Raw genomic sequence first — 25,587 nt, forward strand, 5'->3', positions numbered from 1 at the left:
AGAACTGTTCGCATTATATGCCTTCGGGCGTGTGCCTGCATCCCGACGGACGCCGCACCCACACCTTCCCGAGCATGGACCGGCGAAACGTCGCGGACCTTTCAGCGTTTATGATCGGTGGCCGTGAATCCGGAGCGTTGCGCATGCCTGCCGTCGAGCTGATCCCCAAGGGCCACGTCGCCCATCTGGTCATGAACCGCCCCGAGGTGCACAACGCCTTCGACGATGGGCTGATCGCCGACCTGACGGACGCCATCGACGCGGTCGAGCGCGATCCGGCCATCCGCGCGGTGGTGCTGACCGGGACGGGCGCGAGCTTTTCCGCCGGTGCCGACCTACGCTGGATGCGCGGCATGGCCACGGCGTCGGAGGCGGACAACCGGGAGGATTCGCTGCGGCTGGCCCGGCTCATGCGCCGCCTGCAATTTCTTGCGAAGCCGACCGTCGCGCGCGTCAACGGCGCGGCGTTCGGCGGTGGCGTGGGACTCGTGGCGTGCTGCGACATCGCCATCGCGACCGACGGCGCGAAGTTCGCGCTGTCCGAGGTGAAGCTCGGCCTGGTGCCGGCGGTGATCTCCCCCTATGTCATCGCGGCCATCGGACTTCGCCAGGCCCGGCGGCTGTTCCTCACGGGCGAGATCTTCACCGCGCCGGCGGCGCTGGCGATGGGGCTCGTCCACGAAACCGTCCCGGCCGACGAGCTGGACGCCGCCGTCGAGCGCGTCCTGGGCCTGCTCACGAAGGGTGGACCGGTCGCGCAGGCCGAGGCCAAGCGTCTGGCGCTCGGGATGGGCGGCATGGATGCCGCGGCGATGGAAGCCACCGATGCCACGAACGCCGCCCTGATCGCGAAGCTCCGCGTCTCGCCCGAAGGCCAGGACGGTCTCACCGCCTTCCTGGGAAAGACCCAGCCCTCGTGGCTCGGCTGATGCGCGAAGGGCGCTTGCCACAGTACCTTGGCCCGCTCCGCCGTTGGGCGCTCACGGCGCTCTTCCTGATCGCCCTTCCCGCCCAGGCCCAGACCCTGCCCCAGCGCATCGACGCCCACATCGCGGCGCCGCGCTTCGCCTCGGCGTCCTGGGGCATTTCGGTCGTCTCGCTCGACGATGGCCGCACGGTGTACGCGCACGACGACGGGCGCCTGCTGCTGCCGGCCTCCACCGCGAAGCTGTACACCGCCGCCTTCGCGCTCGACGCGCTGGGCCCGGACTACCGCACCCACACCGACGTGCTCGCGGGCGGCGAGATACGAAAGGGGCGGCTGCATGGCCCTCTGGTCCTGCGCGGCCGCGGCGACCCGACGCTGTCGGGCGACGGCTGGGCCGACCGCCTCGCCACCGAGCTCGCCGCGACGGGCCTGCGCCGGATCGACGGCGGCGTGTTGGGGGACGACACCGCCTTCGCCGGCCCTCCCATCGGCGCCGGATGGGAAGCCTCCGATCTGCAGACCGCCTACGGCGCGGAAGCCGGTGCGCTGACGATCGACGAGAACACGCTCACCGTCACCGTGCCGGGGAATGGCGTTCCCCGCGTCGTCCCGGAGGACGCCGCCATCGCGATCGACGTCACGGGCACCGCGGACGGCCCGTCGTCGATGTACCGGGCTCCCGGCAGCGCCACCGTCTTCGTGCCTGCCCCGGGCGCCGCGTGCGGAAGCGACGAGGTGTGCGCGACGCGACGCGGCCGTCTGTCGATGCCCGATCCCGCCCTGGCGGCGGCCCGTCGCCTGCGGCAGGCCTTGGTCGCGCATGGCATCCGTGTCGACGGTGAGGCCCGCAGCGTCCGCTGGCCGGTGGGCTCCCCGGGCGGAACCGTGCTCGCCAGCGTTCCGTCACCACCCCTGCTGGAGATCCTGCGGGCGGGACTGAAGCGCTCCCAGAACCTCTACCTGCAGAGCGTCTTCCAGCTGACCGGCCTCGAGGCCGCCGGTCCGGGACCAGCCGAGGAACGCGCGGCCGGCGCCCTGCGGGCATGGCTCGCGGGCCGGGGCATCGGGCCGACCGCGGTCACCATGAACGAGGGCACGGGTCTGTCGCGCCACGACCTGACGACGGCGGCATCGCTGACACGCGTGCTCGCCGACATGGCCTCATCGCCCCTGGCGGAACGCTGGAAGGCCTTGCTGCCTGTGGCCAGCGTCGATGGAACGCTCGCGACGCGCATGCGTGGCACCGCCGCCGAACGCAACGTCGTGGCGAAGACGGGCAGCATGAGCTTCGTCAACGGGCTCGCAGGGTACGTGACGACGAAAGCAGGCCAGCGGCTAGCCTTCGCGATCGTGCTGAACAACTATGCGCCGCCGCGCATGGCGACGCCGGCGCCCCCCGTGTCCGCGGCAGTCGACGCGATCGCGGTCATGCTGGCGGAGGAAGCGACGCGATTGTAGGAGCGCGCCCTGCGCGCGACATGTGTTGGGGCCGTGAGCCAAAGGTCCCGGTACGCCTCGCGAAAAGATGTCGCGCGCAGGGCGCGCTCCTACATGGCGCTGTCACCCCGCCAGAACGCCCGGCAGATCCTTCGCGATCTTCTCCGGCGTATCCGTCGGTGCATACCGGTCCACGACGTTGCCCTCGCGGTCGATCAGGAACTTGGTGAAGTTCCACTTGATGCCCTCGGTGCCGAGCAGGCCCTTCTTCTGGCTCTTCAGCCAACGATACAGCGGATGCGCGCCGTCACCGTTGACCTCGATCTTCGAGAACATGGGAAAGCTCACGTCGTACGTGAGGGAACAGAAGTCGCGGATCTCGGCTTCGTCACCCGGCTCCTGATGCCCGAACTGGTCGCACGGAAAGCCGAGTACCTCGAACCCCTGCTCGTGGAACGACTTCTGCAACGCCTCGAGCCCCTTGTACTGCGGCGTGAAGCCGCACTTCGAGGCCACGTTCACCACCAGCAACGCCTTGCCGCGGAACTCCGCGAGCGAGCGTTCGTTGCCGTCGATGTCGCGGGCGGAAAAATCGTAGATGCTTGCCATGGCGCGGCTTCCTTGAGGGCGGGACCGGGCAGAGTCTACGCCCGATTGGCGGCCCGCAGGCCTTCCTTCGGCTACCATGGGCCGTCTTATCGGCAATGAGCCATCGCCCGTGATCCGTTTCGCCGCCGCGTCGAAGTCCTATTCCGTGGACGGGACGCTCGTCCCCGCCCTGCATCCCGTCGACCTCGCCATCGAGGCCGGCGAGGTCTTCGGCATCATCGGTCATTCCGGTGCCGGCAAGTCGACGATGCTGCGCCTGATCAACCTGCTGGAACGCCCCACCTCCGGCCAGGTGTTCATCGATGGCCGCGACGTGACGCAGGCCCAGGGCGCGGACCTGCGCCGGCTGCGCGCGGGCATCGGCATGATCTTCCAGCACTTCAACCTGCTGTCGTCGCGCACCGTCGCCGACAACGTCGCGTTCCCGCTGCGCCTGCACGGCGACATGGACGAGACGGCCATCGCCGCGCGCGTCGACGAACTGCTCGACCTGGTCGGCCTGACCTCGCACGCCCGCAAGTACCCGGCGCAGCTGTCCGGTGGACAGAAGCAGCGCGTCGGCATCGCGCGCGCGCTGGCCAGCCAGCCGAAGATCCTCCTCTGCGACGAGGCGACCAGCGCGCTCGATCCGCAGACCACGGCGTCGGTGCTCGAGTTGCTGGCGGACATCAACCGCCGCCTCGGACTGACCATCGTGCTCATCACGCACGAGATGGACGTGATCCGCCGCGTCTGCGATCGCGTGGCCGTGCTCGATGCCGGCCAGGTGGTCGAATCCGGCCCCGTGGCCGACGTGTTCCTCCATCCGCGGCACCCGACCACGCGCCGCTTCGTCGCGGAGGCGGACCACCGCGAGGGTCGCGGCCCCGAGTTCCCGGGCGTGACGGGGCGGCTTTTCCGCCTCTCCTTCCGCGGCGACGCGACCTACTCGCCGCTGCTGTCGCGCGTCGTGCGCGATACCGGCGTGGAATACAACCTGCTGTCCGGCCGGGTGGACCGGATCAAGGACGTGCCCTACGGGCAACTGACGCTCGCCATGAACGGCGAACGCCTGGAGGACGCGCTCGCGCAGATCCGCGCCGCCGACGTCGACATCGAGGAGGTGGCCCGATGAGCCCCATGCAGACCCTGTTCCCCAACATCGACTGGCCGGAGATCGCGCAGGCCTGCCTCGACACGCTGCTGATGCTCGGCGGCTCGCTGCTTTTCACGCTCGTGCTGGGCCTGCCGCTCGGCGTGTGGCTGTTCCTCACCGCGCGCGGCCAGCTGCATGCCAGGCCGAAGCTCTACGGCGTGCTTTCGCTCGTGGTGAACGTGCTCCGCTCGATCCCCTTCATCATCCTGATGATCCTGCTGATTCCGGTGACGCAGGCCATCACCGGCGTGAGCATCGGCATCCGCGGTGCGATCGTGCCGCTCGTGATCGGCGCGGCGCCTTTCTTCGCCCGCCTCGTCGAGACCGCGCTGCGCGAGGTCGATCGCGGCGTGATCGAGGCCAGCCAGGCCATGGGCGCCACGACGGCGCAGATCGTCACGCGGGTGCTCCTGCCCGAGTCGCGTCCCGGCCTGATCGCGGCCACGACCGTCACCGCGGTCGCGCTGGTCGGCTACACCGCCATGGGCGGCATCGTCGGCGCCGGCGGCCTCGGCGCTCTCGCCTACCAGTACGGCTACAACGGCTACAAGCCCGACTACATGCTGGTGACGGTCGCGCTGCTGGTGGTGCTCGTCCAGATCCTCCAGTCCATCGGCGACCGCCTCGTGGGGCGCTACAGCCGGCGATGAGCGGTGGCGGGTGCCGTTTTGCATCCGGCGGTATGGACGTCTATGCTGTCGCACCGCAACAAGAGCGACGGTCCGCCGCCATGAAGAACTTCCTGCTTCCCCTCGCTACCGCCCTGGCCCTGCTCGTCGCGGGCTGCTCCGGTGGCGATGGCGGCGCCGATAACGGTGGCAATGGCGGCGCGAAGCTCAGCGTCGCCGCCACGCCCGTGCCGCACGCGGAGATCCTCAAGGAGATCAAGCCGCTGCTGGCGAAGGAAGGCGTGGACCTCGAGATCCGCGTGTTCACCGATTACGTGCAGCCGAACATGCAGGTCGCGCAGAAGCAGCTGGACGTCAACTTCTTCCAGACCGAGCCCTATCTCGACGCCTTCAACAAGGAACGCGGCACGAACCTGGTGAAGGTCACGGGCGTGCACATCGAGCCGTTCGGAGCCTATTCGAAGAATTACACCTCGATCGACCAGCTGCCCGACGGCGCCGACGTCGTGATCCCGAACGACCCGAGCAACAACAGCCGTGCCCTGCTCCTCCTGGCGAAGCACGGGCTGATCACGCTGAAGAACCCGAACGACCGGCTCGCCACGCTCAAGGACGTCGCCACCAATCCGAAGAACCTCAGGTTCCGCGAACTGGAAGCCGCGATGCTGCCGCGCGTGCTGGGCGAGGTGGACCTCGCGCTGATCAACACCAACTACGCCCTGGCGGCGAAGCTGAATCCCGTGAAGGATGCGCTGCTCATCGAGGACAAGGATTCGCCGTACGTGAATTTCCTCGTCTCCCGCCCGGACAACAAGGACGACCCGCGCGTGCAGAAGCTCGCGAAGGCGCTCACCTCGCCGGAGGTGAAGGCGTTCATCGAGAAGACCTACGGCGGCGCGGTACTCCCCGCCTTCTGATCGCGGCCCCTCCCCGTGGGAGCGGCCCTGGCCGCGACGCCGTTGGAGCCGGGAGCGACAGCCCCTGCCGCCTTATCGCGAAAAGCCGTCGCGGCCGGGTCCGCTCCTACGCCCGACCATGACCGGGGAGCGATCCTCAGGTCGGCGACGGCAGCCCGAACACCTTCCGCAGGTACGCCACGTAATCGGGATCCTCGAAGCCCATCGCCTTCCCCGGTGAATCTGACAGCTTCGCCACCGGCTGGCCGTTGCAGCGGGTCATCTTGATCACGATGTTCAACGGCGAGGGACCGACGTCGTTGGTGAGATTCGTGCCCACGCCGAACGACAGCTGGCAGCGGCCGGCGAAGTGGCGGTAGAGCTCCATCACGCGGGGGATGTCGAGGCCGTCGCTGAAGACCAGCGTCTTCGTGCGCGGATCCACGCGGTTCTTCTCGTAGTGCGCCAGCACGCGGTCGCCCCAGGTGAAGGGGTCGCCGGAATCGTGCCGCGCCCCATCGAAGAGCTTGCAGAAGTACATGTCGAAATCGCGCAGGAACGCGTCGAGCCCGTACACGTCGGACAGCGCGATGCCGAGGTCGCCGCGATATTCGCGTGCCCAGGCCTCGAGCGCCGCCGTCTGCGAGTCGCGCAGGCGCGGACCCAGCGACTGGAAGGCCTGCAGGTATTCATGCGCCATGCTGCCGATGGGCACCAGCCCCTGCCGCTTCGCCAGCCAGACGTTGCTGGTGCCGGCGAGCTGCGGCCCGAGCTCCGCCCTGAGCGTCGCGAGCATTTCGTCATGCCAGTCGCGGGAGAAGCGGCGGCGCGTGCCGTAGTCGGCGATGCGCACCCGCTCGTAACCGGGCGTGTCGCGCAGGAGCGCGATCTTGGCCTGCAGCCGACGGCGCCCTTCGTCGAGGTCGAGGCCCGGATACGTCGCGCGGAAGTAGAGCTCGTTGACGATCGCGAGCAGCGGCACCTCGAAGAGGATGGTGTGCAGCCAGGGCCCCGCGATCACGATCTCGATCTCGCCGTTGTCCTCAGCGCCCGGCTCGATGCGGACGTATTTCGGGTTGAGCTGGAACAGGCCGAGGAAGTCGACGAAATCGCTGTCGATGAAGCGCAGGCCGCGCAGGTAATCGAGTTCGTCGTCGTCGAAGCGCAACGAGCACAACGCGTCGACTTCCTCGCGGATGCGACCGATCAACGGCACGAGGTCGATGCCGGGGGTGCGACAGCGGAAGCGGTACTCCACTTCGGCCGCCGGATACTGATGCAGCACCACCTGCATCATGGTGAACTTGTAGAGGTCGGTATCCAGCAACGACGTGACGATCATGCCGTCGCGCCCGTCGCGGCGATCTGCCGGTTCACGGCGTCGACGAAGGCATCGGCTCCGGGCCACGACGTGATGCGTCCGAGCTTCTTCCCGCGGTGGAACACGAACAAGGCGGGGATGCCGTGCAGGCCGAAACGCGTCGCCATCTTCGGATCGTCGTAGACGTTGTCGTGCAGCCAGCGCACTTCCGGCCAGGCGAACCGCTCCGGTGTCAGCAGGATCTGCCGCTTGGCGATGTCGCAGTTCGGGCAGTCGCGACCCCACAGGAACAGGATCACGATGCGATCGTCGTCTCGCGCGAGTTCGGCGTCGAGTTCGCCGGTGGTCACGCGCTCCATGGGGAAGCGCTGGAAGAAGTCGGGGACGGAAGTGTCTGCCATGGGGAAATCCGTGCGTCGTGTCCGCTCCACATGGGGGCGTTGCGGGGATAATCCGAGGGCCGTCCCCCGCGATTCCCAAGGAACGATCGTGCGCCTTCTCCTGGCTACCCTGCTACTCGTCATCGCTGGCGCCCCGCGCGCCGCCACGCTCACGATCGACACCGGCGCGGGCCCGCGCGCCCTCACGACGGAGCAGCTGCTGTCCCGGGCCGACGTGCGCGAGGTGCGGGTTCCGGACGATGTCTCGTACCACCGCGAGACGAGGTATCTCGCCGTGCCGCTCAAGGCCCTGCTGCCCGGTGTGGCGACCGACGCCCACCTCCAGTTCGTGGCGCTCGACGGCTTCGCCGCCGAAATCCCGGCGGAAGCGGTCGTCGACGGCCACGGCGCCGAGGCCTGGCTGGCCGTGGAGCCGCCCGGCAAGCCCTGGCCCGCGCTGGGCGCAGGCAAGGCCGGCGCGGGTCCGTTCTACCTGGTCTGGACGAACCCGGCGGCGGGCCACATCGGGCCCGAGCAGTGGCCGTACCAGGTGGCGACCATCCGGGTGCTCGCCGACCCCGCGTCGCGCTTCCCGGCGATGCGGCCCGCCGACGGTCTCGCCAAGGACGCCCCGGAGCGGCATGGGTTCACGGTGTTCCAGCGCAACTGCATCACGTGCCACACGCTCAACGGCCAGGGCGACGCGAAGCTGGGGCCGGACCTCAACCTCCCGCACAACCCGACCGAATACCTGCGGGCCGACATGCTGCGCGCGCTGATCCGCAACCCGCAGGACCTGCGCCGCTGGCCGCAGTCGAAGATGCCCGGCTTCGATCGCGCCGTGTTGTCCGACGCCGATCTCGACGACCTCGTGGCGTACCTGAGGCACATGTCGACGCGGAAGGCCCCGCACTGAGGCCTGGCTGGTTCAGGCCAGCGTTTCGCCCTCGACCACCGCGTCGCCCGACGCCCGGTGGTAGACCTCCAGATCGAGGATGCCCCGTTCGCGCGCGACCAGCACGGGCACGACCATCTGGCCGGTGACGTTGGTCATGGTGCGCATCATGTCGAGGATGCGGTCGATCGCCACGAGGTAACCGATGCCTTCGAGCGGCAGGCCCGCCGAACTCAGCACCAGCGTGACCATCACGGTGGCGGTGCCGGGCACGCCGGCGGTGCCGAACGAGCCGAGGACCGACGCGAGCAGGATCACGAGGTACTGCGCCGGCTGCAGGTCGAGATGGAAATACTGCGCGATGAACACGGCGGAGATCGCGGGATAGATCGCGCCGCAGCCGTCCATCTTGATGCTGGCGCCCAGCGGCACGGCGAACGCGGCGTACTCCTCCTTCACGCCGAGGTTGCGCACGACGGTGCGCAACGCGATCGGCATGGCGGCGAAGCTCGACGAGGACGTGAAGGCCACCTGCATCGCCGGGAACGCGGCGCGGAAGAACTTCCACGGGTTGAGGCCGTGCGCCAGCAACAGGCCGCCATACACGACGACGATCTGCAACGCGCACGCGACGTACAACGCCCCGACGAAGCTGGCCAGGGGCAGCAGCTTCTCGAAGCCGTAGCTGCCGACGAGCGCGGCGATCAGGCCGAAAGTGCCCAGCGGGGTGACTTCGAGCACGAAGCGCGTCACCTGGATCATGGCGTCGTTCGCCTCGCCGGCAAGTGCGCGCAGCTTCGCCGACTTCTCGCCGATCTTCACCAGCGCGAGGCCGAGCAACCCGGCGAAGAAGATCACCTGCAGGATCTTGCCTTCGGTCAACGCGCGGAACGGATTGGCAGGCACGATGTCGAGCAGCACCTTGACGGGCTCCGGTACCGCCTTCGGCTTCCAGTCGAGCGGTGCCGAGAGACCTTCGACGCCCAGACCGGGCTGCGCGACGTGCGCCACGAGCAGGCCGACGAGCACGGCCAGCGTCGCGGTGGCCGCGAACCAGCCGAACGTACGCGAACCCAGCGCGGCGACGTCCTTGACCCCGTGGAGGCTGGACACGCTGTGCAGCACCGCGAAGAAAACCAGCGGCACCGCGATCATCTTGATCAGCGTGACGTAGAGCTGCCCGAGCGGGCCGAACCACGCCGCCGCGGCAGGCCCCAGGACCCAGCCAGCGAGCGCGCCGAGCGCGAAACCGGCGGCCACGCGCTTCCAGAAACGGATGCGGAACCAGGAGGTGAGAAGCGACATGAGAGGGTTGCCCATATAACGAACCCAGACACTACACCCGCGTATGGACGTCCGGACGCCCGAAATCGGACGCTGCGTTCGCCGGGACGAACGCTGGGGGCTTGCATCCCGCCTTGCCTACAGGGCGTCGCTTCGCGTCGCCAGCCGCTGGAGTTCCCTCGTCCGCTCGTCCGGTGGCCGCTTCGCCAGTTCGCGGACCCGCGCGTAGAAGACGGGCCAGCGCCCGCCGGTATCGGCGAACATCGCGGCGAACGACGGCACCCACGTGTCGTAAAGACCGAACGGCAGCAGTCGCGCGTTGTTCAACGGCTTCGCCATCCAGCGGTCGTAGCGGCGGTCGCCCTTCGCCTCGGTCTCGCGCCAGACCAGATACTGCCCGCGGAACGCCTCGAAGGTCTCGGCCTTGGCGACGCGCTTCGCCTCGTCGGGACGATCCTCCGCGTAAAGTGTCCCGAGCCGCTCGCGCAGCGCGAGGATCTGCCGCGTGAAGGACCGATCGAGGATGTCGCCGCGCTCGTCCGGCGGGGGAAGGTTCCGCGAGCGCCGCCACTGGCGCAGGCCTTCCCGCTCGACGAAAGTGGCGAAGGATTCGTTGAACGACGAATCGTCTTTCACGTAGAGCTCCTGATGCGCGAGCTCGTGGAAGATCGTGCCGGCGAGTTCGTCATCGTCCCAGCGCATCATGCTGCTGAGGATCGGGTCGGCGAACCAGCCGAGCGTCGAATAGGCGGGCACCTCACCGATGGACACGTCGTGCCCCAGCGCCGACTCCCGCGCGGCTTCGCGCTGGGCGAGGTCGTGGCGGAAGTAGCCGCGATAGGCCACGCAGCCGGCGATCGGAAAGCAATGGGTGATGGGCGCGACGGATAGCTCCGGCGTCGCGAACACGTTCCACGCGACCCAGGGTCGGTCGAGCGCCACGTACCAGGTGTAGCTGCGGTTGTCGGGCAGGGCCAGTCGCGTGGAGGCGAAGCGGCGCGCTTCGCTCGCGAGTTCGAGCCGCTCCCGCGTCTTCGCGGGCGTTTTCGGATCGGCGACGACCTTCGCGATCGGGCGGCGCTCGGACAGCAGCGCCGCCTGGCCGTGCGCGACGTGCGCGTAGTAGCCCAGCGAGCGGCAGCCGGCGAGCAGGACGATCAGGGTGGCGAGTGCGAGGCGCATCCGGCCTATTCTGCACGGGCCGAAGGGCGTCGTGGGATGGTGTGTCGCGCGCTTCGTCGCGGACCTGGTCGGGCGCGGTCGCGACGACCGATCGCCTCGCCGTGGGCACCGGCGTGCGCCGGTGCGACGGTGAGGGGGTGTGAGCGCATGCGTGAATCCGGTCACCGTCACCGCGGTGCGACGTCAGGGGGCAGCGACGCCGTGCATGAACCCGTCACCCCGGCGCACGCCGGGGTCCACGTCCTCGGTCCACGAGGGGGGCGTCGCGCTCCGGGCGCTCGTGTGTGTGCGGTGTCGCGACGACCGATCGCCTCGCCGTGGGCACCGGCGTGCGCCGGTGCGACGTGAGGGGGTATGAGCGCATGCATGAACCCGTCACCCCGGCGCACGCCGGGGTCCACGTCCTCGGTCCATGAGGGGGCGCCGCGCACCACGCGTTCGTGCGTGTGCGGTGTCGCGGCGACCGATCGCCTCGCCGTGGGCACCGGCGTGCGCCGGTGCGACGGTGAGGCGATCGGCGGGCTTGCCTCAGGCGATGTCGGATCGCTCCGGACGTCGCCCGCCTGTCATCGACTGCAGGACGCCGTCGCGGCGGATCAGGCCGTGCATCAACGCGGCGCCCATGTGTGCGAGGAACGTCAGGAAGAACAGCCACGCCAGGTAGCGATGGGCTTCGCGCAGCCACGCGAAGAGCAATGCATCCGCTGGCACGATCGGCGGCAGGCGCAGACCGCCGCCCAGCGTCACCGGATAGTTACCGGCCGACAGCATGGCCCAGCCGATCAGCGGCAGTCCGATCATCAACGCGTAAAGCAGCCAGTGCGACGCGTGCGCGGCCAGCTTCTGCCAGAGGGGCATGTCGGCCGGCAGCGGCGGCGCGGGATGCGTCAGGCGGAACCCGAGGCGGATCAGCGCGAGCACGAAGACCGCGATGCCCAGCGGCTTGTGGATCGACACCAGCCACAGGTACTTCGATTCGACGGACGTGACCATGCCGGCGCCGATGAAGAGCATCGACAGGATCATCGCGGCCATCAGCCAGTGCAGCAGCCGGGCGAACCCATGGAACGTATCGGCGCGGCTCATGGCTGGGCCTCCTTCGGACGGGCCGTGCCCGGGACGTGCGCTTCCTCGCTGGTGCGGCGCAGGTAGGAATCGGCATAGGCCGCCGAACGCGCGGCAAGCAACGGATCGCCGGACACTTCGATGCCGCGCGGCAGGATGGTCGGATCGTAGTTCACGTCGCGGCACGGGCCATCGGCCTGCGCCTCGGCGGCGTCGATGACGAGCGTGCCGGCGTCCACGGTGCGGCGATCATCGGGCCAGATCTTCGTCGCGTCGTCGACCGGATCGCCGGGGTTGGCGAAGACCATCTGCAGATGCCAGCGCGCCGGACCCTGCCCCAGACGCTTCATCAGGTCGGCGGCCAGGTAGTCGGTGTCCCCGGCGGCGGCACCGCCGTCACCTTCCGGGCCCTTCTCCGGCACGAGCATCCAGCGCACGGCGTGGCGCTCGCCCTGCGCATCGCGCAGGTAGAACGCGTTGATGCTGCGGTAGGTCTCCGGCACGTAGCTCGCCGACGGCTTCGCCGTCTTGATCCAGTCCAGGAACGCCGCCGATTCCGGATGAGCCTTGAAGAAAGCGCCGGCCTTGGCGGGGTCCGGTTTTCCGGTGGAGGGATCCGGATGCGTCGCGACCGTGAGTTCGTAGAACGCCTTCGGATCGGACACCGGGAACACCGTCATGGCGTTCATGCCCGTCCGCCATTGTTCGCCATCGGCCATGTCGAAGCGCAGCGCGAAGCTGCGGATGGGCGCGGAACTGTCCCCGGCATAGGGGTTTCCGCCGGGGATCGCGAGGCGCCCCACCACCGGCGTGTTGCCGGGCGCGAACACGGCCGCCGTCGAGTACTTCGCCAGCTCGCCGTTGGACTCGAAGCGCCCCGTCACGCAGATGCCCTTGGCATGGTTGCGCCGGAACCCGGGATAGTCGCCTCCGTTGGCCTGCAGCGCGTTGATGATCCGCTTCGGGGTCAGCCGCTCGGGCGCGAGCCAGCCGCCGACGTACCCGAAAACGGCAGCGGCGCCCACCACCGCGAGCCCTATCAGCGCCCATCGTCCTGCCGCGTGCGCCGGAGGGCGCGGGTCCTGCCGTTTCTCTGTCATCGTGTGCGTTCCTGGTTGCGTTGGCGTGTTCAGGGTGGGACGTACGTCAGGGACTTTTATTCCCGGACCGGGGAATATTTCTCCCGACCGGACGTCTAACGTCCATGAAAGCCCCGGCGAGAGGCCCGGCATGTCCGACCCGCGAATCGACGAAGCCCTTCGGACGATGCTGCCGCGCCTGCGGCGCTTCGCGCTGTGGCTCGCCCGTGACGTGCATGCCGCCGACGACCTCGTCCAGTCGACCGTCGAGCGCGCGCTTTCCCGCTGGCATACCCGGCGCGATGAGGAGAGCCTGCGCGGTTGGCTGTTCTCGATCTTGTACAGGTTGTTCCTCGACGGGAAGCGTCGCTCCGCCCGGCAGGCGCTGCTCCTGGGCTCGTTGCCCAGCGAGGAACCCACCTGGCCGTCCGCCGAGCGCGTCGCCCTGGCGCATTCCACGCTTGCCGCATTCGCCGCCCTGCCCGTCGAGCAGCGCAGCCTGCTGCTCTGGATCACGGTGGAAGGCATGAGTTACCGCGAGGTCGCGGACATCCTGAAGGTGCCGGTCGGCACCGTCATGTCGCGTCTCTCCCGTGCGCGGCGCGCCCTGCGCCAGCTTGGCGAAGGCGAATCCGAATCCCCGTCCCTGCGACTGCTGAAATGACGACCACGACGCCCCCGAGCGAACACGACATCCATGCCTACGTGGACGGGCACCTCGACAGCGCGCACCGCAGCGAGGTGGAACGCTACCTGGCCCGCCACCCCGAGCAGGCGGACGAGGTGCAGGGCTGGCGGAACGACGCGCAGCAGCTGCGCACGCTGCTCGCAGGTGACCTGACGCCCGCGCCCGGCCTGGATCCGATCACGGTGCGCGAAACCGCGCGCCGGCGCCGCAGCGGCCGCCTGGCCCTGGCCGCGTCGCTGTTCCTGTGCCTGGCCGTCGGAAGCATGGCGGGCTGGACCGTCCGCGGGATCGGCACGGGCGACGCGCCGATGGCCGATGCCATGCAGGCCTATCGGCTGCTCGCGCTCGACCACGGTGTCGGCATGGACATCACGACGGGCAACGAGACCGACCTCCGCGCCTGGCTGGCGGGACGCGTCGGCTCCGACGTGCGCTTGCCCGATCTGGCCGACGCCGGCTTCCGCCCCATCGGCGGCCGGCTGTTCGCCACCGAGCAGGGTCCCGCGGGCATGGTCCTCTACGACGACGGCAACGGCCACACGGTGAGCTTCTACGTTCGGCCGCCGGGCCCGGCCCGCCGCATGCTCCCGCGCGGATCCCGGGAGGAAAACGGCCTGCTCGCGAACTACTGGTCGAACGGCGGGCACAATTACGCCGTCGTCGCCTCGGCGAACGACGGCGGCCGCGGCGCGGCGGAGCGCGTGGTGCAACGCTCGATCTGAGCCTAGCGCTCGTGCAGCTCGCCCGCGTGCAGCTCGAGCGTGCGATCCATCCGGCCGGCGAGGCGCGAATCGTGCGTCACCAGCACGAAGCTGGTGCCGATCTCCCGATTGAGCTCGATCATCAGCTCGTACACGTGCGCCGCGTTGGCCTCGTCGAGGTTGCCGGTGGGCTCGTCGCCGAGCACGCACGCGGGCCGCGTGACGAGCGCGCGCGCCACGGCGCAACGCTGGCGCTCGCCGCCCGACATTTCGGCCGGGCGATGGCGCAGGCGCGAACCGAGCCCGACGCGCTCCAGCAACGCCGTGGCCTCCTTCTGTGCCTGAGCGATCGACACGCCGCGGATGAGCAGCGGCATGCAGACGTTCTCGAGCGCCGTGAACTCGGGAAGCAGGTGATGGAACTGGTAGATGAAGCCGAGCGAACGGTTGCGCTCGCGACCGCGTTCCGCGTCGGAGAGCTCCGAAAGCACCCGGCCGTTCACCTCGACCTTGCCGGCGCTGAGCGTGTCGAGCCCGCCGATGATGTGCAGCAGCGTCGACTTGCCGGTGCCGGAGGCGCCGACGATGGACATGGTTTCGCCGCGGCGCAGCGCGAAGTTCACGTTCGAGAGGACGCCCGTGCGCAGGTCGCCTTCCTCGTAGACCTTGGCGACGCCGGTGGCGCGCAGCACGATGTCGTCGTTCGGCTTATTCATAACGGAGCGCCTGGGCAGGCTGCGTGCGCGAGGCGCGCCACGCGGGATAGAGCGTCGCAAGCAGGGAGAACGCGAAGGTCGTCAGCACCACCCAGCCCACGTCGGACCAGAGCAGCTGGCTCGGCAGTTCGCTGATGTAGTAGACGTCCGGCGAGAGGAAGTTCTGGCCCGTCACGTGCTCGATCCACTTCACGATCGCCGGAAGGTTCAGCGACAGCACGGCGCCCAGCAGGACACCGAAGCCGATGCCGACGACGCCCACGAGCACGCCCTGCACCATGAACATCCCCATGATGCTGCGCGGTGTGGAACCCAGGGTGCGCAGGATCGCGATGTCGGCCTGCTTGTCGGTGACGAGCATCATGAGCATCGAGATGAGGTTGATCACGGCGACGAGGATGATGAGCGAGAGGATGATGAACATCACCTTCTTCTCCATCTCGATCGCGCGGAAGAAGTTGGCGTGGGTGTCCATCCACGTCTGGAAACTGTAGGTCTGCCCGAGTTCGTTGGCGAGCGTGCGCGCCACGGGATAGGCGTCGCGCATGTCGTCGAGCTTGAGTCGCACGCCGGTGGGGCCGTCGAGGCCGTTGAGGCGCTCGGCATCCTGTATCGACACGAGCGCGAGGTTGGCGTCGTACTCCTGCATGCCCAGTTCGAAGATGCCGCTGACCGTGAAGCTGCGCAGCTTCGGCACCGCGCCCATCGGCGTGGCCGTGAACTGCGGCACGACGACCGTGACCTTGTCGCCCACCGACGCCCCCAGCGCAAGCGCCAGCTCGCGGCCCAGCACGATCTTCCAGCTGCGGTCGGTGAGGTCGGACATCTTCCCTTCGACCATGTGCCGGTCGATGTCCGACACGTTCGGCTCCATGGCCGGCAGCACGCCGCGAATCAACGCGCCGCTCGGACGCCGGGCCTGGAGGAAGGCCTGGATCTCGACGTACGGGGCCGCGCCGAGCACGTGGTCGGTATGTTCCGCCGTCGTCACCGCGTGCTGCCAGTTCTGCACGGTCTCGCCGATGCCGGACACGGTGATGTGCGAGACCGCCCCGAGGATGCGGTTGCGCAGCTCGCTGTCGAAGCCGTTCATCACCGACATCACGGTGATGAGCGCCGTGACGCTGATCGCGATGCAGACGATCGATACCGTCGAAATGAACGAGATGAACTGGTTGCGGCGCTTCGCGCGCGTGTAGCGCAGTCCGATGAAGAGCTCTAGGGGTCTGAACATACCTGTCGACTTAACGCCTGTGATGAGGGCACCGCGCGAAAGGCAGGTACCGCGCGGCAGAGTGCCCGATGCGGCCAGCCGGGGCAAGCCGACCGGGAAACCGCCCGTCGTATGACAGCGAGGCCGCTATCCCGGTTCCGACGCGCCTTCACGCCAGCCGGGCCCGCAGCAGCCGCAGCTCCTCGGCGGGCGCGTTATCCGGCAGCAGGGCCACCTGCGCGGCCCCGCCGTCCCAGCGCAGATCCAGGAAGACGGCACGCCCGAAAACCCGCGTGTGCCGGAGCTCGGCCTCCCGCTCGGAACCCGCCGCGAGGGTGACGCTCCAGACACCGTCGGCGGCCCACGCCAGCGCCGTCACCGGCGGCCGGCGCCAGGCGGCCAGCTGCCGCCAGCCGACGAAGGCGATGCCGACGGACACGAAACATCGGAGAACCGCGGGCAATCCGGTGAAGAGCGGTGATACGGAAGCGAGGAAGACGATGCCGGTGCCGAGCCGCGTCAGCGCGACGGATGGACGGTAGTCAAAGGCGATGCCTCGAACGGATGTCATCGATGATGCCCTGCCAGTCGTCGCGGGGCGCGCGGGCATGACCCATCACCCAGTCCCAGAGATCGGGATCCTGCACGTCGAGCAGTTCATCGAATGCCAGCCGCGTGGGCTCGTCGGCGTCGGCGAAGCGCTCGTCCAGCCAGCCGCCGAAAAGGCGGTCGAGCTCGCGCGTGCCACGGCGGGTACGCCAGCGGAGTCGCTTGAGGCGGGCTTCGTCCATGGAAAGTCTCGGCTATAGGGGGAAGCGGAAGCGCTTATGTGGGAGCGCGCGAAAGCGCGCTCCCACATGGCCCGCTCGTAGCCAGCCGTCTGGGGTCAGGCCGAGCGGCGCTGCACGATCAGCTTCTTGATCTCCGCGATCGCCTTCGCCGGGTTGAGACCCTTCGGGCAGGTGCGCGCGCAGTTCATGATCGTGTGGCAGCGGTAGAGCTTGAACGGATCCTCGAGATCGTCCAGGCGCGCACCGGTGTCCTCGTCGCGGCTGTCGACGATCCAGCGGTAAGCCTGCAGGAGGATCGCCGGACCGAGGTAGCGGTCGCCGTTCCACCAGTAGCTCGGGCACGAGGTCGAGCAGCAGGCGCAGAGGATGCATTCGTAGAGACCGTCGAGCTTCTTGCGGTCTTCCGGCGACTGCAGGCGCTCCTTGTCCGCGGGCGCCGGGCTCTGCGTGCGCATCCAGGGCTTGATCGAGGCGAACTGCGCATAGAAATGCGTCAGGTCCGGGACCAGGTCCTTCACCACCGGCATGTGCGGCAGCGGATAGATGTTGACGGTGCCGCTGCCGCAGTCCTCGATCGCCTTCGTGCATGCCAGCGTGTTGGTGCCGGCGATGTTCATGGCGCAGGAACCGCAGATGCCTTCGCGGCACGAGCGGCGCAGCGAGAGCGTCGAATCGATCTCGTTCTTGATCTTCAGCAGGGCGTCGAGAACCATCGGACCGCACGTATCGAGGTCGACCTCGTACGTGTCGGTGCGCGGGTTCTGACCGTCGTCCGGCGTCCAGCGGTAGACCTTGAAGGTGCGCACGTTCTTCGCGCCCTTCGCCGGGAAATGCTTGCCGGCCTGGATCTGGGAATTCTTGGGTAGCGTGAACTCTGCCACGTTGGCCTCTCCGGTCCGGTATCAGTAAACGCGCTTCTTCGGCGGCACGACTTCGACATCGTCCGTCAGGGTGTACATGTGCACCGGGCGGAAGTCGAAGCTCGACTTGCCGGCCTCGTCGATCCACACCAGCGTGTGCTTCTGCCAGTCGTGATCGTCGCGGTCCGGGAAATCCTCACGGGCATGCGCGCCGCGGCTCTCGGGACGCTGCTCGGCCGAATGCATGGTCGCGACGGCCTGCGCGAGCAGGTTCGACAGCTCCAGCGTCTCGATGAGGTCGGAGTTCCAGACCAGCGAGCGGTCGGTCACCTTGACGTCCTTGAACGTCGAGTAGACCTCGGAAATCTTCTGCGAGCCTTCCTTCAGCGTCTCGCCCGTGCGGAACACGGCGGCGTCGGACTGCATCGTCTTCTGCATCTCGGCGCGGATCTGCGCGGTCGGCTTCGTGCCGTCCGCGTAGCGCAGCGCGTCGAAGCGGCCCAGGATCTTGTCCAGCGCGTTGGCCGGCAGATCCTTGTGCGCCGTGCCCGGCTTGATGAGCTCGGCGCAGCGGTTGGCCACCGAACGGCCGAAGACGACGAGATCGAGCAGCGAGTTGGAGCCGAGGCGGTTGGCGCCGTGCACCGACACGCAGGCCGCCTCGCCGATGGCGAACAGGCCCGGGACGATCGAATCCGGATCGTCGTCGCGCTTGGTGACGACTTCGCCGTGGTAGTTGGTCGGAATGCCGCCCATGTTGTAGTGCACGGTCGGAAGGACCGGGATCGGCTCCTTCGTCACGTCCACGCCCGCGAAGATGCGCGCGGATTCGGCGATGCCCGGCAGGCGCTCGTGGATGACCTCGGGACCGAGGTGCATCAGGTTGAGGTGGATGTGGTCCTTGTTCGGGCCCACGCCACGGCCTTCGCGGATCTCGATCGTCATCGCGCGGCTGACCACGTCGCGGGACGCGAGGTCCTTCGCGTTCGGCGCGTAACGCTCCATGAAGCGCTCGCCTTCCGAGTTGGTCAGGTAACCGCCTTCGCCGCGCACGCCCTCGGTGATCAGGCAGCCCGCGCCGTAGATGCCGGTCGGATGGAACTGCACGAACTCCATGTCCTGCAGCGGCAGGCCGGCGCGCAGCACCATGCCGCCGCCATCGCCCGTGCAGGTGTGCGCCGACGTGGCGCTGAAGTAGGCGCGACCGTAACCGCCGGTCGCCATCACCACCGCGTGACCTCGGAAGAGGTGCAGCGTGCCTTCGTTCATGTCGAGGGCGAGCACGCCCACGCACTTGCCGTCCTCGAAAACGAGGTCGATGGCGAAGTACTCGATGAAGAACGTGGCGTCGTGCGCCAGCGCCTGCTGGTAGAGCGTGTGCAGGATCGCGTGGCCGGTGCGGTCCGCCGCGGCGCAGGTGCGCTGCGCGGTGCCCTGGCCGTAGTGCGTGGTCATGCCGCCGAACGGGCGCTGGTAGATCTTGCCTTCCTCGGTACGCGAGAACGGCACGCCATAGTGTTCGAGCTCGATGATGGCCGGGATGGCCTCACGGCACATGTATTCGATCGCGTCCTGGTCGCCGAGCCAGTCGGAGCCCTTGATCGTGTCGTAGAAGTGGAAGCGCCAGTCGTCCTCGCCCATGTTGCCGAGCGCGGCCGAGATGCCGCCCTGCGCCGCCACGGTATGCGAGCGGGTCGGGAACACCTTGGTGATGCAGGCGGCCTTGAGGCCCTTCTCGGCGAGACCGAACGTGGCGCGAAGACCAGCGCCGCCGGCGCCGACCACGATCACGTCGTACTTGTGTTGTTGAACCTTGTAGGCTTCCATCGATCAGCTTCCGAGCGCGACGCGCAGCACGGCCAGTACGCCCGTGAGCGCGGCGAGTACGGCGATGAACTTGATGATCACCAGCGAGGCCACTTCGAGCCAGCGGGTGTGGACGTAGTCTTCGATCACGACCTGCAGGCCGAGCGTGGCGTGCCGGAACATGGTGACGATGAGGGCGATCAGCAGCACCGCGTTCCACGGCTTGCCGAGCGTGGCGCGGGCCGTGGCGTAATCGGCGTGCAGGAGGCTGAGGATCGTGCCGATGAACCACAGCGTGAGGAAGATCAGGCCGAGCGCGGTGACGCGCTGGAGCATCCAGTGGCTCACGCCTTCCTTCGCGGAACCCAGGCCGCGGGCCCGGGCGAGCGGATTGCGCAGGTCCTTGTTCATGCGTGGCTCCCGGTCAGCACATAGGCCCATACCAGCGCCGTGAGCACGACGGCGCCGACGATCGACATCCAGCTCGAACGGATGAACGACTGCACGGCGTAACCCGCGCCGGCGTCCTGCGCCAGATGACGGATGCCGTTGCACAGGTGATAGAAGAAGTTCAGGGTCCACGCGATCAGGAGGATCGTGCCGAAGGCCGAACCCGCGATACCGGTGAACGTGGCGAAGGCCTCCGGACCCGCGGCGATGGAGGCGAGGCCCCAGACGACGACGAGGCTACCGACGGCATTGATGATGCCGGTGGCGCGATGCAGGATGGACGAGACCATCTGCACTTGCCACTTGTAGACCTGGAGATGGGGAGAAAGCGGTCGTCCCGTTTGTGCCATGGCGGCTATCCTGGATTGGAATCGCTGGTGCCCGACAGTCTCCCCCTCGCCTTCCCGATACTCAGAAGTCGATGCAGCGTCCGTTCTTTTCCCAGTCGCCGTAACGCGTTGGGTCCAATGGCGCTTTCTCGACCCCTGGCTCGCCGTTCGTGGGGACGACCGGCGGTACGAGCGGCTTCGCCGGAGCGGAATCGTTCGTGTCCTGGGGTTCGGAGGGATTGTCGGACATGGTTATAAAGCCCTAAAAGCGTAATACCTGTGCCACGGCAGCACAACCTTGACGAACGCGCGGACCTTGGTCTGACCCCGGTCCGACCGTATATCTTACCCCTCCCACCCTCCCCGCGCCGCCCCTATGCCGAGTACTACCACTCGTACGATCACCCTCGCCGGCCGCGATGCCGCCGCCTTCGCGAACGGCCAGCTGAGCAGCAACGTGCTCGGACTCCCCGTGGGCCGCTGGCACTTCAGCGGCTGGCTCGATCCGAAGGGACGGGTCCGCGCCCTGCTTCACGTGGCGCGCATCGGCGACGAGCGATTCGTGCTCGTCCCGCGTGGCGGCGACGCCACCGCGCTGGCGGCCGATCTGAAACGCTTCGTGTTCCGCTCGAAAGTGACGATCGATGTGTCGGACACGCTCCATGTCGGCGACGGTGTCGCGCGTGCCGATGGCGAGGCCAGCGAGGACGCCGATGGTGCACTGCTGCTTGGCGAAGGTGACGCGTCGCTGCGCATCGCCGCGAACGAAGGCGACGACGCGTGGCGCGCCCGCCACATCGCGAAGGGTTTCGCATGGCTGCCAGACGGCGCACTCGACGCGTTGTTGCCGCCCGCGCTGTCGATGGAACGTATCGGCGCCGTCGCATTCGACAAGGGATGTTTTCCCGGGCAGGAAATCGCTGCGCGCCTGCATTTTCTTGGCGGACACAAACGGCATCTTCACATCGTGCAAAGCGATCGCGCACTGATCGAAGGCACGACGCTGCGCATTAACGGACGCGACGCCGGCATCGCATTGACGAGCGACGCATCCGCATCGCGGCCTACGACTCTCGTCGTACTCGACGATGCGACGGCCGCGGCGCAGAATCTTGATATCGAGGGCAATCGCCTCCACATCGTTTCGACATTCACGGATTGAATGCGACATGCATCGTAAAAAATCTGTTCTCTCGCTCTCATGAGTCGAAGCTGAACCAGACAGCCCGCGCACTTGCGCAAATGGAATCGCGCCACTAGGCTCCGCCGATCGATTTGAAGTGGCCGTGGTGTAACGACACGGTGACACCCGCGACGATCCGTCGACGATGACGGTTCTGGCGCGACCCGGCGTGAAGCCGGAGATCAAGCAACGCGATCCTTCGTGACGCGTTATCAGCCGACGGAGCCGCCGCATCGCGATGCCGCTCCCTTGCGGCGCAACCCCATACCGGACGGCTCCGGACAGCCGCCCAGTAAAGTCACAGTGTGTGACGCCCGAGTCATCCGTATTCCACTGATTCGACGGATGCCATCGGTTGGTCCAGGTAGTAACGGCCTGCCCGCCCGTCTACCGCTCATACGTCTCCCATGGCTATCGCCGCAAGTGACGGAAAAGCTCGTTGGAGGCAGATACACATGAAACTTTCCGCTTTGCTCTGGATGGCGTCCGTCCTCCCGAGCCACCTCGCCGACCAGACGTGTCTGGCCACGACGGTGTACCTGGAAGCTCGTAGCGAACCCACCATCGGCCAGTACGCCGTGGCGGAAGTCGCACTCAGGCGCCGCGACCGCGGCATGGGTGGCAACAACGTCTGCGAAGTCGTCAAGGCGCCGCGTCAGTTCGCCATCACCCTCATGCCGAAGGATTTCGAGATCACCGATCTCGTGGCATGGACGAAGGCATGGAAGATCGCTGGCGACTCCATCAACAACTGGAGCCTGCCGAAGAGCGAACGCCTCGTATACGTACCGCAGGCCGATCATTTCGCCACCGTCGCGGTATCGCCAAGCTGGTCCGCCAGCCGCGTCGTTCGCAAGATCGGCGACCATGCGTTCTATGCGGTGAACTGATCGCGCAGGAACGTGCGGGGGAAAAGGGATCCAGGCGGGCAGCTTGGGATCTCCGGGAAAAGGGGCCCTCGGATGAGGGTCTTTTTTTTGCCCAAAAAAAAACCCCGCCATCGGCGGGGTTCTTCATTTGGACGTCCAGACGTCCGAACGATCAGCGTCGATAGACGCGATCGCCGCGGACTTCCACGTAATCACCGCGACGAAGTTCGGGATCTTCCCGCTGCGTCACCGTCGCCCAACGTCCGTCGTCCAGGCGGATCTTCACGCGGAAGGCGACATCCTCGGCGCCGTTGCGCTTGCCCACCTGGTTGCCGACCAGACCACCGACGACCGCGCCGCCGACCGTGGCCGCCGAACGGCCGTCACCCTTGCCGATGGTGTTGCCGAGCAGACCGCCGGCGACCGCGCCGATCACCGCACCGAGCGGCGACGACTGCTTGTCGACGTACACCTGCTCGACATCCTCCACCACGCCGCATTGCTCGCACGTGCGCGACGAGCCCGAATACACCACGCGGTCTCCGCGGTCGTAATAGCCACCGCGGCGCGGCTGGTCGTAGCACGCCGCGAGCGAGAGCGACGCAAGGGCGATGGCGACCAGGCCGGAGTTTCTGACGATCGTTAGCATGACGGGCTGCCTCTGTTCGGTCCGGATGGGATCAGCGCGAGTCGGAAACGACCGTCACGCCTTCCTGCACTTCCACGCGGTCGCCCGGGTCGTGGTCCATGCGAACCGTGCGGGTGACTCCGTTGTATTCATAGCGCACGTCGTAGGCGACGATCTTGTCGCTGCTGACCCCCTGGACCGTGCTGCACTTGCGCACGGTGCTGGTGACCGTGTTGGTCTCCTGGCGACGCTCCTGGATCTCGTGACCGGCGTAACCGCCGCCCACGGCGCCCGCCACGGTGGCCAGCGTGCGGCCCTTGCCGCCACCGATCTGGTTGCCCAGCAGGCCACCGGCGACCGCGCCAATGGCGGTACCGGCGATCTGGTGCTGGTCCTTCACCGGGGCACGGCGCGTCACGACCTCGTCGTGGCATTCGCGCTGCGGCGCCGTGGCGGCCTGCCGCACCGGGTCCACGCTCACCACGCGGCCGTACTTCGGGCCTGCCGGTTCCTGCGGCGCGGCGCCCGGACCCGTGGCGTTGGCCACGTCGGCGTTCGCGTCACGGTTGCAGGCGGAAAGACCCAACACCAGCGCCGCACCCAAAGCCACGTTCAGGACGGAAAGTTTCAACCTGCTCATACCGTAATCTCCAGACAGATATCGGCGGCCCGATGGCGCTGAGCCCCATCACCCGGAAGCCGCCTCGACGACATTTGACAGTCGTTAAACTGAACGAGGCCTTAGACTGGCGCCGACATTCATCACGGCATCACACCGACATGCTCGACCTGATCGATACCCACGCCCACCTCGACGACGGCGCGTTCGACGCGGACGGCGCGGCGATGTTCCAGCGCTCGGTCGATGCCGGCGTGCGGCGCTGGATCGTGCCCGCGATCGATCGCGGCAACTGGGAGAAGGTCCACCACCTCGCGACGACCCGGACGGGCATATTCGCGGCCTACGGCCTGCACCCGCTCTTCCTGGACGCTCATCGCGACGCGCATCTCCACGAACTTCCCCGCTGGCTGGAAGACCACGATGCCGTGGCCGTGGGCGAGATCGGCCTGGACTTCTACGTCGAAGGCCTCGATCCGGCACGCCAGCGCGACCTGTTCGCCCGGCAGCTCGACATCGCGAAGGAGCTCGATCTCCCCGTGATCGTGCATGCGCGCCGGGCGTTCGAGGAAACGATCCACACGTTGCGCCGCGTCGGTGGCCTGCGAGGCGTGGTGCACAGCTTCGCAGGCAGCGAGGAGCAGGCGCGCCAGCTTTTCGACATGGGTTTCCACATCGGTATCGGTGGCCCCGTCACCTACGAACGGGCCCACCGCATCCGCCGCGTCGTCGCCTCCATGCCGATCGAACGGCTACTTCTCGAGACCGATGCGCCCGACCAGCCGTGCGCGCACCGTCGCGGCCAGCGGAACGAACCGGCGTTCATGCTGGACGTTCTGGAAAGCATCTCCGCGCTGCGCGAGGAGCGCGCCGAAGACATCGCCGCGAGAACCACCGCCAACGCGATCCGGCTGTTCGCCCTGCCCTGAGGGCGGCCCGTGATGCTCATGACGCGGACTCGCCGGATATCCTGCATTCGATATCGACGGTCGTCCGGGGATAGTTGCGACGATAGGCCCGCAGGTAAAAACTTTTCCCGGGCATGTCGGTTCCGACGACGATGTCGAGACGGTTGGTGACCTCGCCGTCCGTGTCGAGGGTGTTCATGACCACCAGCCGTCCCGTGCCGGTGCCATTGGGGTCGTAGATCTCCGTCTCCAGCCGCCCCCAGCTCACAGGCTGACCTCGCTCGTCCCTCAGGCGCATGTGTATCGACCGGTCGACGCGCTCGCCCGGTCGGTACGTGACGACCTGATCGCCCCCATCCAGGATCGTCAGATAGGTCGGTATGCGGTCCGAGTACTCCCGCGTGAATTCGAAGAACACCGGCACGTCGTTCTCGAGGACGGTGACGCGCACCCTGGCGCGCCCCGGCCGGCTACCCGGCCGCCATTGGTCACCCGGAAGCGCGACGCCGTCGGCGCCGCTGATCGCGTAGGAGTCGGGGACAGGGGTGTCGCTACCCGCGACGATGAAAGAGGCCCCGGTCCCCCCGTCGTCCTCGATCACATAATGGAGTATCGCCCCCGCCACCCGCTCGCCATCCGCGTCGAACGCGATGAGCAAGAGCGACCCTCCTCCGCTGCCCGGATCGGAAATCGTATGTTGCGCGCCGGAAGTCGCCTCGAGTCGCGCGACCGTTCCCGTCGCGCCGCGAACCGCCTCCAGCGCTTGCAGGAACGCCGGATCGGCCTCCACCATTTCACCGAGACGACGCTCCGATCGATTTTCCGCATACCGTTCCATGGCCTGGCCTTCGCAAGCGGGCCGCCGGCCCGGCCGTATGACTATATCCCCCCTGCCATCACCGCGGACCGCGACGAGCAGCAAAACGACGCGCGGTACCGGCATGTTTCCCGCAGTCCGGGCCGCACTTCCCGTTCTTTCCGAACTT

30 protein-coding genes are annotated in these 25,587 nt (G+C 67.8%); 11 read left to right on the forward strand and 19 right to left on the reverse strand.

Features of this window, described 5'->3' with window-relative positions:
- The first annotated feature begins 143 nt into the window (after nucleotides 1–143).
- Together BMW54_RS05845 and dacB are read left to right on the forward strand one after the other, a co-directional pair.
- Nucleotides 144–929: an enoyl-CoA hydratase-related protein gene (locus BMW54_RS05845; RefSeq protein ID WP_090053715.1), complete on the forward strand. Its 786-nt coding sequence runs from the start codon at nucleotides 144–146 to the stop codon at nucleotides 927–929.
- Nucleotides 930–943: 14 nt separating this feature from the next.
- The gene (gene dacB, locus BMW54_RS05850) at nucleotides 944–2,386 is read left to right on the forward strand and encodes a D-alanyl-D-alanine carboxypeptidase/D-alanyl-D-alanine endopeptidase (protein WP_175472781.1); all 1,443 of its coding nucleotides are present in this window, start codon (nucleotides 944–946) and stop codon (nucleotides 2,384–2,386) included.
- A gap of 102 nt (nucleotides 2,387–2,488) precedes the next feature.
- On the opposite strand, the gene BMW54_RS05855 is transcribed toward dacB, so the two are convergent.
- Nucleotides 2,489–2,974, reverse strand: a complete 486-nt coding sequence (locus tag BMW54_RS05855) for a glutathione peroxidase (RefSeq protein WP_090053718.1) — start codon at nucleotides 2,972–2,974, stop codon at nucleotides 2,489–2,491.
- 109 nt (nucleotides 2,975–3,083) lie between these two features.
- Here BMW54_RS05855 and BMW54_RS05860 point away from each other — a divergent pair, with 109 nt between their 5' ends.
- From BMW54_RS05860 to BMW54_RS05870, 3 genes are all read left to right on the forward strand, one after another.
- The gene (locus BMW54_RS05860; protein ID WP_090053719.1) at nucleotides 3,084–4,088 is read left to right on the forward strand and encodes a methionine ABC transporter ATP-binding protein; all 1,005 of its coding nucleotides are present in this window, start codon (nucleotides 3,084–3,086) and stop codon (nucleotides 4,086–4,088) included.
- Entirely contained in the window at nucleotides 4,085–4,759 is a 675-nt protein-coding gene (locus tag BMW54_RS05865) for a methionine ABC transporter permease (protein WP_090053721.1), read from the forward strand. Before BMW54_RS05860 ends, BMW54_RS05865 begins: the two co-directional genes overlap by 4 nt.
- A gap of 80 nt (nucleotides 4,760–4,839) precedes the next feature.
- Complete coding sequence (locus BMW54_RS05870) at nucleotides 4,840–5,655, forward strand: MetQ/NlpA family ABC transporter substrate-binding protein (RefSeq protein ID WP_090053723.1); 816 nt, start codon at nucleotides 4,840–4,842, stop codon at nucleotides 5,653–5,655.
- A 136-nt stretch (nucleotides 5,656–5,791) separates the two neighbouring features.
- On the opposite strand, the gene pncB is transcribed toward BMW54_RS05870, so the two are convergent.
- Both pncB and BMW54_RS05880 read right to left on the reverse strand, forming a co-directional pair.
- Nucleotides 5,792–6,976, reverse strand: coding sequence for a nicotinate phosphoribosyltransferase (gene pncB, locus BMW54_RS05875; RefSeq protein WP_090053725.1), 1,185 nt, complete (start codon nucleotides 6,974–6,976; stop codon nucleotides 5,792–5,794).
- Nucleotides 6,973–7,356, reverse strand: a complete 384-nt coding sequence (locus tag BMW54_RS05880) for a thioredoxin family protein (RefSeq protein WP_090053726.1) — start codon at nucleotides 7,354–7,356, stop codon at nucleotides 6,973–6,975. The genes pncB and BMW54_RS05880 overlap by 4 nt, the downstream gene beginning before the upstream one ends.
- A gap of 88 nt (nucleotides 7,357–7,444) precedes the next feature.
- Between BMW54_RS05880 and BMW54_RS05885 the strand changes: the two genes are divergently transcribed.
- Nucleotides 7,445–8,251, forward strand: coding sequence for a cytochrome c (locus tag BMW54_RS05885; RefSeq protein WP_254779101.1), 807 nt, complete (start codon nucleotides 7,445–7,447; stop codon nucleotides 8,249–8,251).
- 12 nt (nucleotides 8,252–8,263) lie between these two features.
- Here BMW54_RS05885 and BMW54_RS05890 read toward each other — a convergent pair whose 3' ends face one another.
- The 4 genes from BMW54_RS05890 to BMW54_RS05905 form a co-directional block, all read right to left on the reverse strand.
- Complete coding sequence (locus BMW54_RS05890; RefSeq protein ID WP_090055751.1) at nucleotides 8,264–9,535, reverse strand: dicarboxylate/amino acid:cation symporter; 1,272 nt, start codon at nucleotides 9,533–9,535, stop codon at nucleotides 8,264–8,266.
- Between the two features lie 117 nt (nucleotides 9,536–9,652).
- Nucleotides 9,653–10,696 (reverse strand): aminopeptidase, encoded by a 1,044-nt coding sequence (locus BMW54_RS05895; RefSeq protein WP_090053729.1) that lies wholly within the window; start codon nucleotides 10,694–10,696, stop codon nucleotides 9,653–9,655.
- 528 nt (nucleotides 10,697–11,224) lie between these two features.
- Nucleotides 11,225–11,782 carry a cytochrome b gene (locus tag BMW54_RS05900; protein WP_090053731.1) on the reverse strand — a complete coding sequence of 186 codons (558 nt, stop codon included), beginning with the start codon at nucleotides 11,780–11,782 and terminating at the stop codon, nucleotides 11,225–11,227.
- Nucleotides 11,779–12,861 (reverse strand): catalase family peroxidase, encoded by a 1,083-nt coding sequence (locus BMW54_RS05905; protein ID WP_090053732.1) that lies wholly within the window; start codon nucleotides 12,859–12,861, stop codon nucleotides 11,779–11,781. The genes BMW54_RS05900 and BMW54_RS05905 overlap by 4 nt, the downstream gene beginning before the upstream one ends.
- A 130-nt stretch (nucleotides 12,862–12,991) precedes the next feature.
- Here BMW54_RS05905 and BMW54_RS05910 point away from each other — a divergent pair, with 130 nt between their 5' ends.
- Together BMW54_RS05910 and BMW54_RS05915 are read left to right on the forward strand one after the other, a co-directional pair.
- Entirely contained in the window at nucleotides 12,992–13,504 is a 513-nt protein-coding gene (locus BMW54_RS05910; protein ID WP_090053734.1) for an RNA polymerase sigma factor, read from the forward strand.
- Nucleotides 13,501–14,250: an anti-sigma factor family protein gene (locus tag BMW54_RS05915; protein WP_090053735.1), complete on the forward strand. Its 750-nt coding sequence runs from the start codon at nucleotides 13,501–13,503 to the stop codon at nucleotides 14,248–14,250. The genes BMW54_RS05910 and BMW54_RS05915 overlap by 4 nt, the downstream gene beginning before the upstream one ends.
- Nucleotides 14,251–14,252: 2 nt before the next feature.
- Here BMW54_RS05915 and lolD read toward each other — a convergent pair whose 3' ends face one another.
- The 9 genes from lolD to BMW54_RS05960 all read right to left on the reverse strand — a co-directional run bounded on the left by lolD (nucleotide 14,253) and on the right by BMW54_RS05960 (nucleotide 20,644).
- The gene (gene lolD / locus BMW54_RS05920; protein ID WP_090053737.1) at nucleotides 14,253–14,945 is read right to left on the reverse strand and encodes a lipoprotein-releasing ABC transporter ATP-binding protein LolD; all 693 of its coding nucleotides are present in this window, start codon (nucleotides 14,943–14,945) and stop codon (nucleotides 14,253–14,255) included.
- Nucleotides 14,938–16,179, reverse strand: coding sequence for a lipoprotein-releasing ABC transporter permease subunit (locus tag BMW54_RS05925; protein ID WP_090053738.1), 1,242 nt, complete (start codon nucleotides 16,177–16,179; stop codon nucleotides 14,938–14,940). The genes lolD and BMW54_RS05925 overlap by 8 nt, the downstream gene beginning before the upstream one ends.
- 148 nt (nucleotides 16,180–16,327) lie before the next feature.
- Nucleotides 16,328–16,729: a hypothetical protein gene (locus BMW54_RS05930; RefSeq protein ID WP_139206050.1), complete on the reverse strand. Its 402-nt coding sequence runs from the start codon at nucleotides 16,727–16,729 to the stop codon at nucleotides 16,328–16,330.
- The gene (locus BMW54_RS05935; RefSeq protein WP_090053742.1) at nucleotides 16,701–16,949 is read right to left on the reverse strand and encodes an FAD assembly factor SdhE; all 249 of its coding nucleotides are present in this window, start codon (nucleotides 16,947–16,949) and stop codon (nucleotides 16,701–16,703) included. The genes BMW54_RS05930 and BMW54_RS05935 overlap by 29 nt, the downstream gene beginning before the upstream one ends.
- 95 nt (nucleotides 16,950–17,044) lie before the next feature.
- A complete protein-coding gene (locus tag BMW54_RS05940) occupies nucleotides 17,045–17,830 on the reverse strand; it encodes a succinate dehydrogenase iron-sulfur subunit (protein ID WP_090053744.1) in 786 nt (261 codons plus the stop codon).
- Nucleotides 17,831–17,851: 21 nt separating this feature from the next.
- Nucleotides 17,852–19,636: a succinate dehydrogenase flavoprotein subunit gene (gene sdhA, locus BMW54_RS05945; RefSeq protein ID WP_090053745.1), complete on the reverse strand. Its 1,785-nt coding sequence runs from the start codon at nucleotides 19,634–19,636 to the stop codon at nucleotides 17,852–17,854.
- Nucleotides 19,637–19,639: 3 nt separating this feature from the next.
- The gene (gene sdhD / locus BMW54_RS05950; protein WP_090053747.1) at nucleotides 19,640–20,026 is read right to left on the reverse strand and encodes a succinate dehydrogenase, hydrophobic membrane anchor protein; all 387 of its coding nucleotides are present in this window, start codon (nucleotides 20,024–20,026) and stop codon (nucleotides 19,640–19,642) included.
- Entirely contained in the window at nucleotides 20,023–20,415 is a 393-nt protein-coding gene (gene sdhC, locus BMW54_RS05955) for a succinate dehydrogenase, cytochrome b556 subunit (protein ID WP_090053749.1), read from the reverse strand. Before sdhC ends, sdhD begins: the two co-directional genes overlap by 4 nt.
- A 61-nt stretch (nucleotides 20,416–20,476) precedes the next feature.
- The gene (locus tag BMW54_RS05960) at nucleotides 20,477–20,644 is read right to left on the reverse strand and encodes a DUF1674 domain-containing protein (protein WP_090053750.1); all 168 of its coding nucleotides are present in this window, start codon (nucleotides 20,642–20,644) and stop codon (nucleotides 20,477–20,479) included.
- 126 nt (nucleotides 20,645–20,770) lie between these two features.
- On the opposite strand from BMW54_RS05960, the gene BMW54_RS05965 reads away from it, so the two are divergent.
- Complete coding sequence (locus BMW54_RS05965; RefSeq protein WP_090053752.1) at nucleotides 20,771–21,556, forward strand: CAF17-like 4Fe-4S cluster assembly/insertion protein YgfZ; 786 nt, start codon at nucleotides 20,771–20,773, stop codon at nucleotides 21,554–21,556.
- A 476-nt stretch (nucleotides 21,557–22,032) separates the two neighbouring features.
- The gene (locus BMW54_RS05970; RefSeq protein ID WP_090053753.1) at nucleotides 22,033–22,467 is read left to right on the forward strand and encodes a cell wall hydrolase; all 435 of its coding nucleotides are present in this window, start codon (nucleotides 22,033–22,035) and stop codon (nucleotides 22,465–22,467) included.
- Between the two features lie 151 nt (nucleotides 22,468–22,618).
- On the opposite strand, the gene BMW54_RS05975 is transcribed toward BMW54_RS05970, so the two are convergent.
- Nucleotides 22,619–23,095 carry an outer membrane lipoprotein gene (locus tag BMW54_RS05975; RefSeq protein WP_090053755.1) on the reverse strand — a complete coding sequence of 159 codons (477 nt, stop codon included), beginning with the start codon at nucleotides 23,093–23,095 and terminating at the stop codon, nucleotides 22,619–22,621.
- Between the two features lie 31 nt (nucleotides 23,096–23,126).
- On the reverse strand, nucleotides 23,127–23,714 hold the full coding sequence (locus BMW54_RS05980) for a glycine zipper 2TM domain-containing protein (protein WP_090053757.1): 588 nt from the start codon (nucleotides 23,712–23,714) through the stop codon (nucleotides 23,127–23,129).
- A gap of 140 nt (nucleotides 23,715–23,854) precedes the next feature.
- Between BMW54_RS05980 and BMW54_RS05985 the strand changes: the two genes are divergently transcribed.
- Nucleotides 23,855–24,622, forward strand: a complete 768-nt coding sequence (locus BMW54_RS05985; RefSeq protein ID WP_090053758.1) for a TatD family hydrolase — start codon at nucleotides 23,855–23,857, stop codon at nucleotides 24,620–24,622.
- Between the two features lie 16 nt (nucleotides 24,623–24,638).
- Here the strand turns inward: BMW54_RS05985 and BMW54_RS05990 are convergent, their stop codons facing one another.
- Entirely contained in the window at nucleotides 24,639–25,439 is an 801-nt protein-coding gene (locus tag BMW54_RS05990; RefSeq protein WP_139206051.1) for a hypothetical protein, read from the reverse strand.
- Nucleotides 25,440–25,587 lie beyond the last annotated feature (148 nt).

Source organism: Luteibacter sp. 329MFSha (genome assembly GCF_900111665.1).
GTDB lineage: Bacteria > Pseudomonadota > Gammaproteobacteria > Xanthomonadales > Rhodanobacteraceae > Luteibacter.

Coding starts and splice junctions, on each gene's coding strand:
- BMW54_RS05925 (WP_090053738.1), bottom strand. CDS start 16,179: ATGTTCAGACCCCTAGAGCTCTTCATCGGACTGCGCTACACGCGCGCG.
- BMW54_RS05970 (WP_090053753.1), top strand. CDS start 22,033: ATGAAACTTTCCGCTTTGCTCTGGATGGCGTCCGTCCTCCCGAGCCAC.
- BMW54_RS05855 (WP_090053718.1), bottom strand. CDS start 2,974: ATGGCAAGCATCTACGATTTTTCCGCCCGCGACATCGACGGCAACGAA.
- BMW54_RS05910 (WP_090053734.1), top strand. CDS start 12,992: ATGTCCGACCCGCGAATCGACGAAGCCCTTCGGACGATGCTGCCGCGC.
- BMW54_RS05865 (WP_090053721.1), top strand. CDS start 4,085: ATGAGCCCCATGCAGACCCTGTTCCCCAACATCGACTGGCCGGAGATC.
- BMW54_RS05905 (WP_090053732.1), bottom strand. CDS start 12,861: ATGACAGAGAAACGGCAGGACCCGCGCCCTCCGGCGCACGCGGCAGGA.
- BMW54_RS05990 (WP_139206051.1), bottom strand. CDS start 25,439: ATGGAACGGTATGCGGAAAATCGATCGGAGCGTCGTCTCGGTGAAATG.
- sdhA (WP_090053745.1), bottom strand. CDS start 19,636: ATGGAAGCCTACAAGGTTCAACAACACAAGTACGACGTGATCGTGGTC.
- lolD (WP_090053737.1), bottom strand. CDS start 14,945: ATGAATAAGCCGAACGACGACATCGTGCTGCGCGCCACCGGCGTCGCC.
- sdhC (WP_090053749.1), bottom strand. CDS start 20,415: ATGGCACAAACGGGACGACCGCTTTCTCCCCATCTCCAGGTCTACAAG.
- BMW54_RS05975 (WP_090053755.1), bottom strand. CDS start 23,095: ATGCTAACGATCGTCAGAAACTCCGGCCTGGTCGCCATCGCCCTTGCG.
- BMW54_RS05965 (WP_090053752.1), top strand. CDS start 20,771: ATGCCGAGTACTACCACTCGTACGATCACCCTCGCCGGCCGCGATGCC.
- BMW54_RS05880 (WP_090053726.1), bottom strand. CDS start 7,356: ATGGCAGACACTTCCGTCCCCGACTTCTTCCAGCGCTTCCCCATGGAG.
- BMW54_RS05960 (WP_090053750.1), bottom strand. CDS start 20,644: ATGTCCGACAATCCCTCCGAACCCCAGGACACGAACGATTCCGCTCCG.
- BMW54_RS05845 (WP_090053715.1), top strand. CDS start 144: ATGCCTGCCGTCGAGCTGATCCCCAAGGGCCACGTCGCCCATCTGGTC.
- BMW54_RS05915 (WP_090053735.1), top strand. CDS start 13,501: ATGACGACCACGACGCCCCCGAGCGAACACGACATCCATGCCTACGTG.
- pncB (WP_090053725.1), bottom strand. CDS start 6,976: ATGATCGTCACGTCGTTGCTGGATACCGACCTCTACAAGTTCACCATG.
- BMW54_RS05890 (WP_090055751.1), bottom strand. CDS start 9,535: ATGTCGCTTCTCACCTCCTGGTTCCGCATCCGTTTCTGGAAGCGCGTG.
- BMW54_RS05985 (WP_090053758.1), top strand. CDS start 23,855: ATGCTCGACCTGATCGATACCCACGCCCACCTCGACGACGGCGCGTTC.
- BMW54_RS05870 (WP_090053723.1), top strand. CDS start 4,840: ATGAAGAACTTCCTGCTTCCCCTCGCTACCGCCCTGGCCCTGCTCGTC.
- sdhD (WP_090053747.1), bottom strand. CDS start 20,026: ATGAACAAGGACCTGCGCAATCCGCTCGCCCGGGCCCGCGGCCTGGGT.
- BMW54_RS05935 (WP_090053742.1), bottom strand. CDS start 16,949: ATGGACGAAGCCCGCCTCAAGCGACTCCGCTGGCGTACCCGCCGTGGC.
- BMW54_RS05895 (WP_090053729.1), bottom strand. CDS start 10,696: ATGCGCCTCGCACTCGCCACCCTGATCGTCCTGCTCGCCGGCTGCCGC.
- BMW54_RS05980 (WP_090053757.1), bottom strand. CDS start 23,714: ATGAGCAGGTTGAAACTTTCCGTCCTGAACGTGGCTTTGGGTGCGGCG.
- BMW54_RS05900 (WP_090053731.1), bottom strand. CDS start 11,782: ATGAGCCGCGCCGATACGTTCCATGGGTTCGCCCGGCTGCTGCACTGG.
- BMW54_RS05930 (WP_139206050.1), bottom strand. CDS start 16,729: ATGACATCCGTTCGAGGCATCGCCTTTGACTACCGTCCATCCGTCGCG.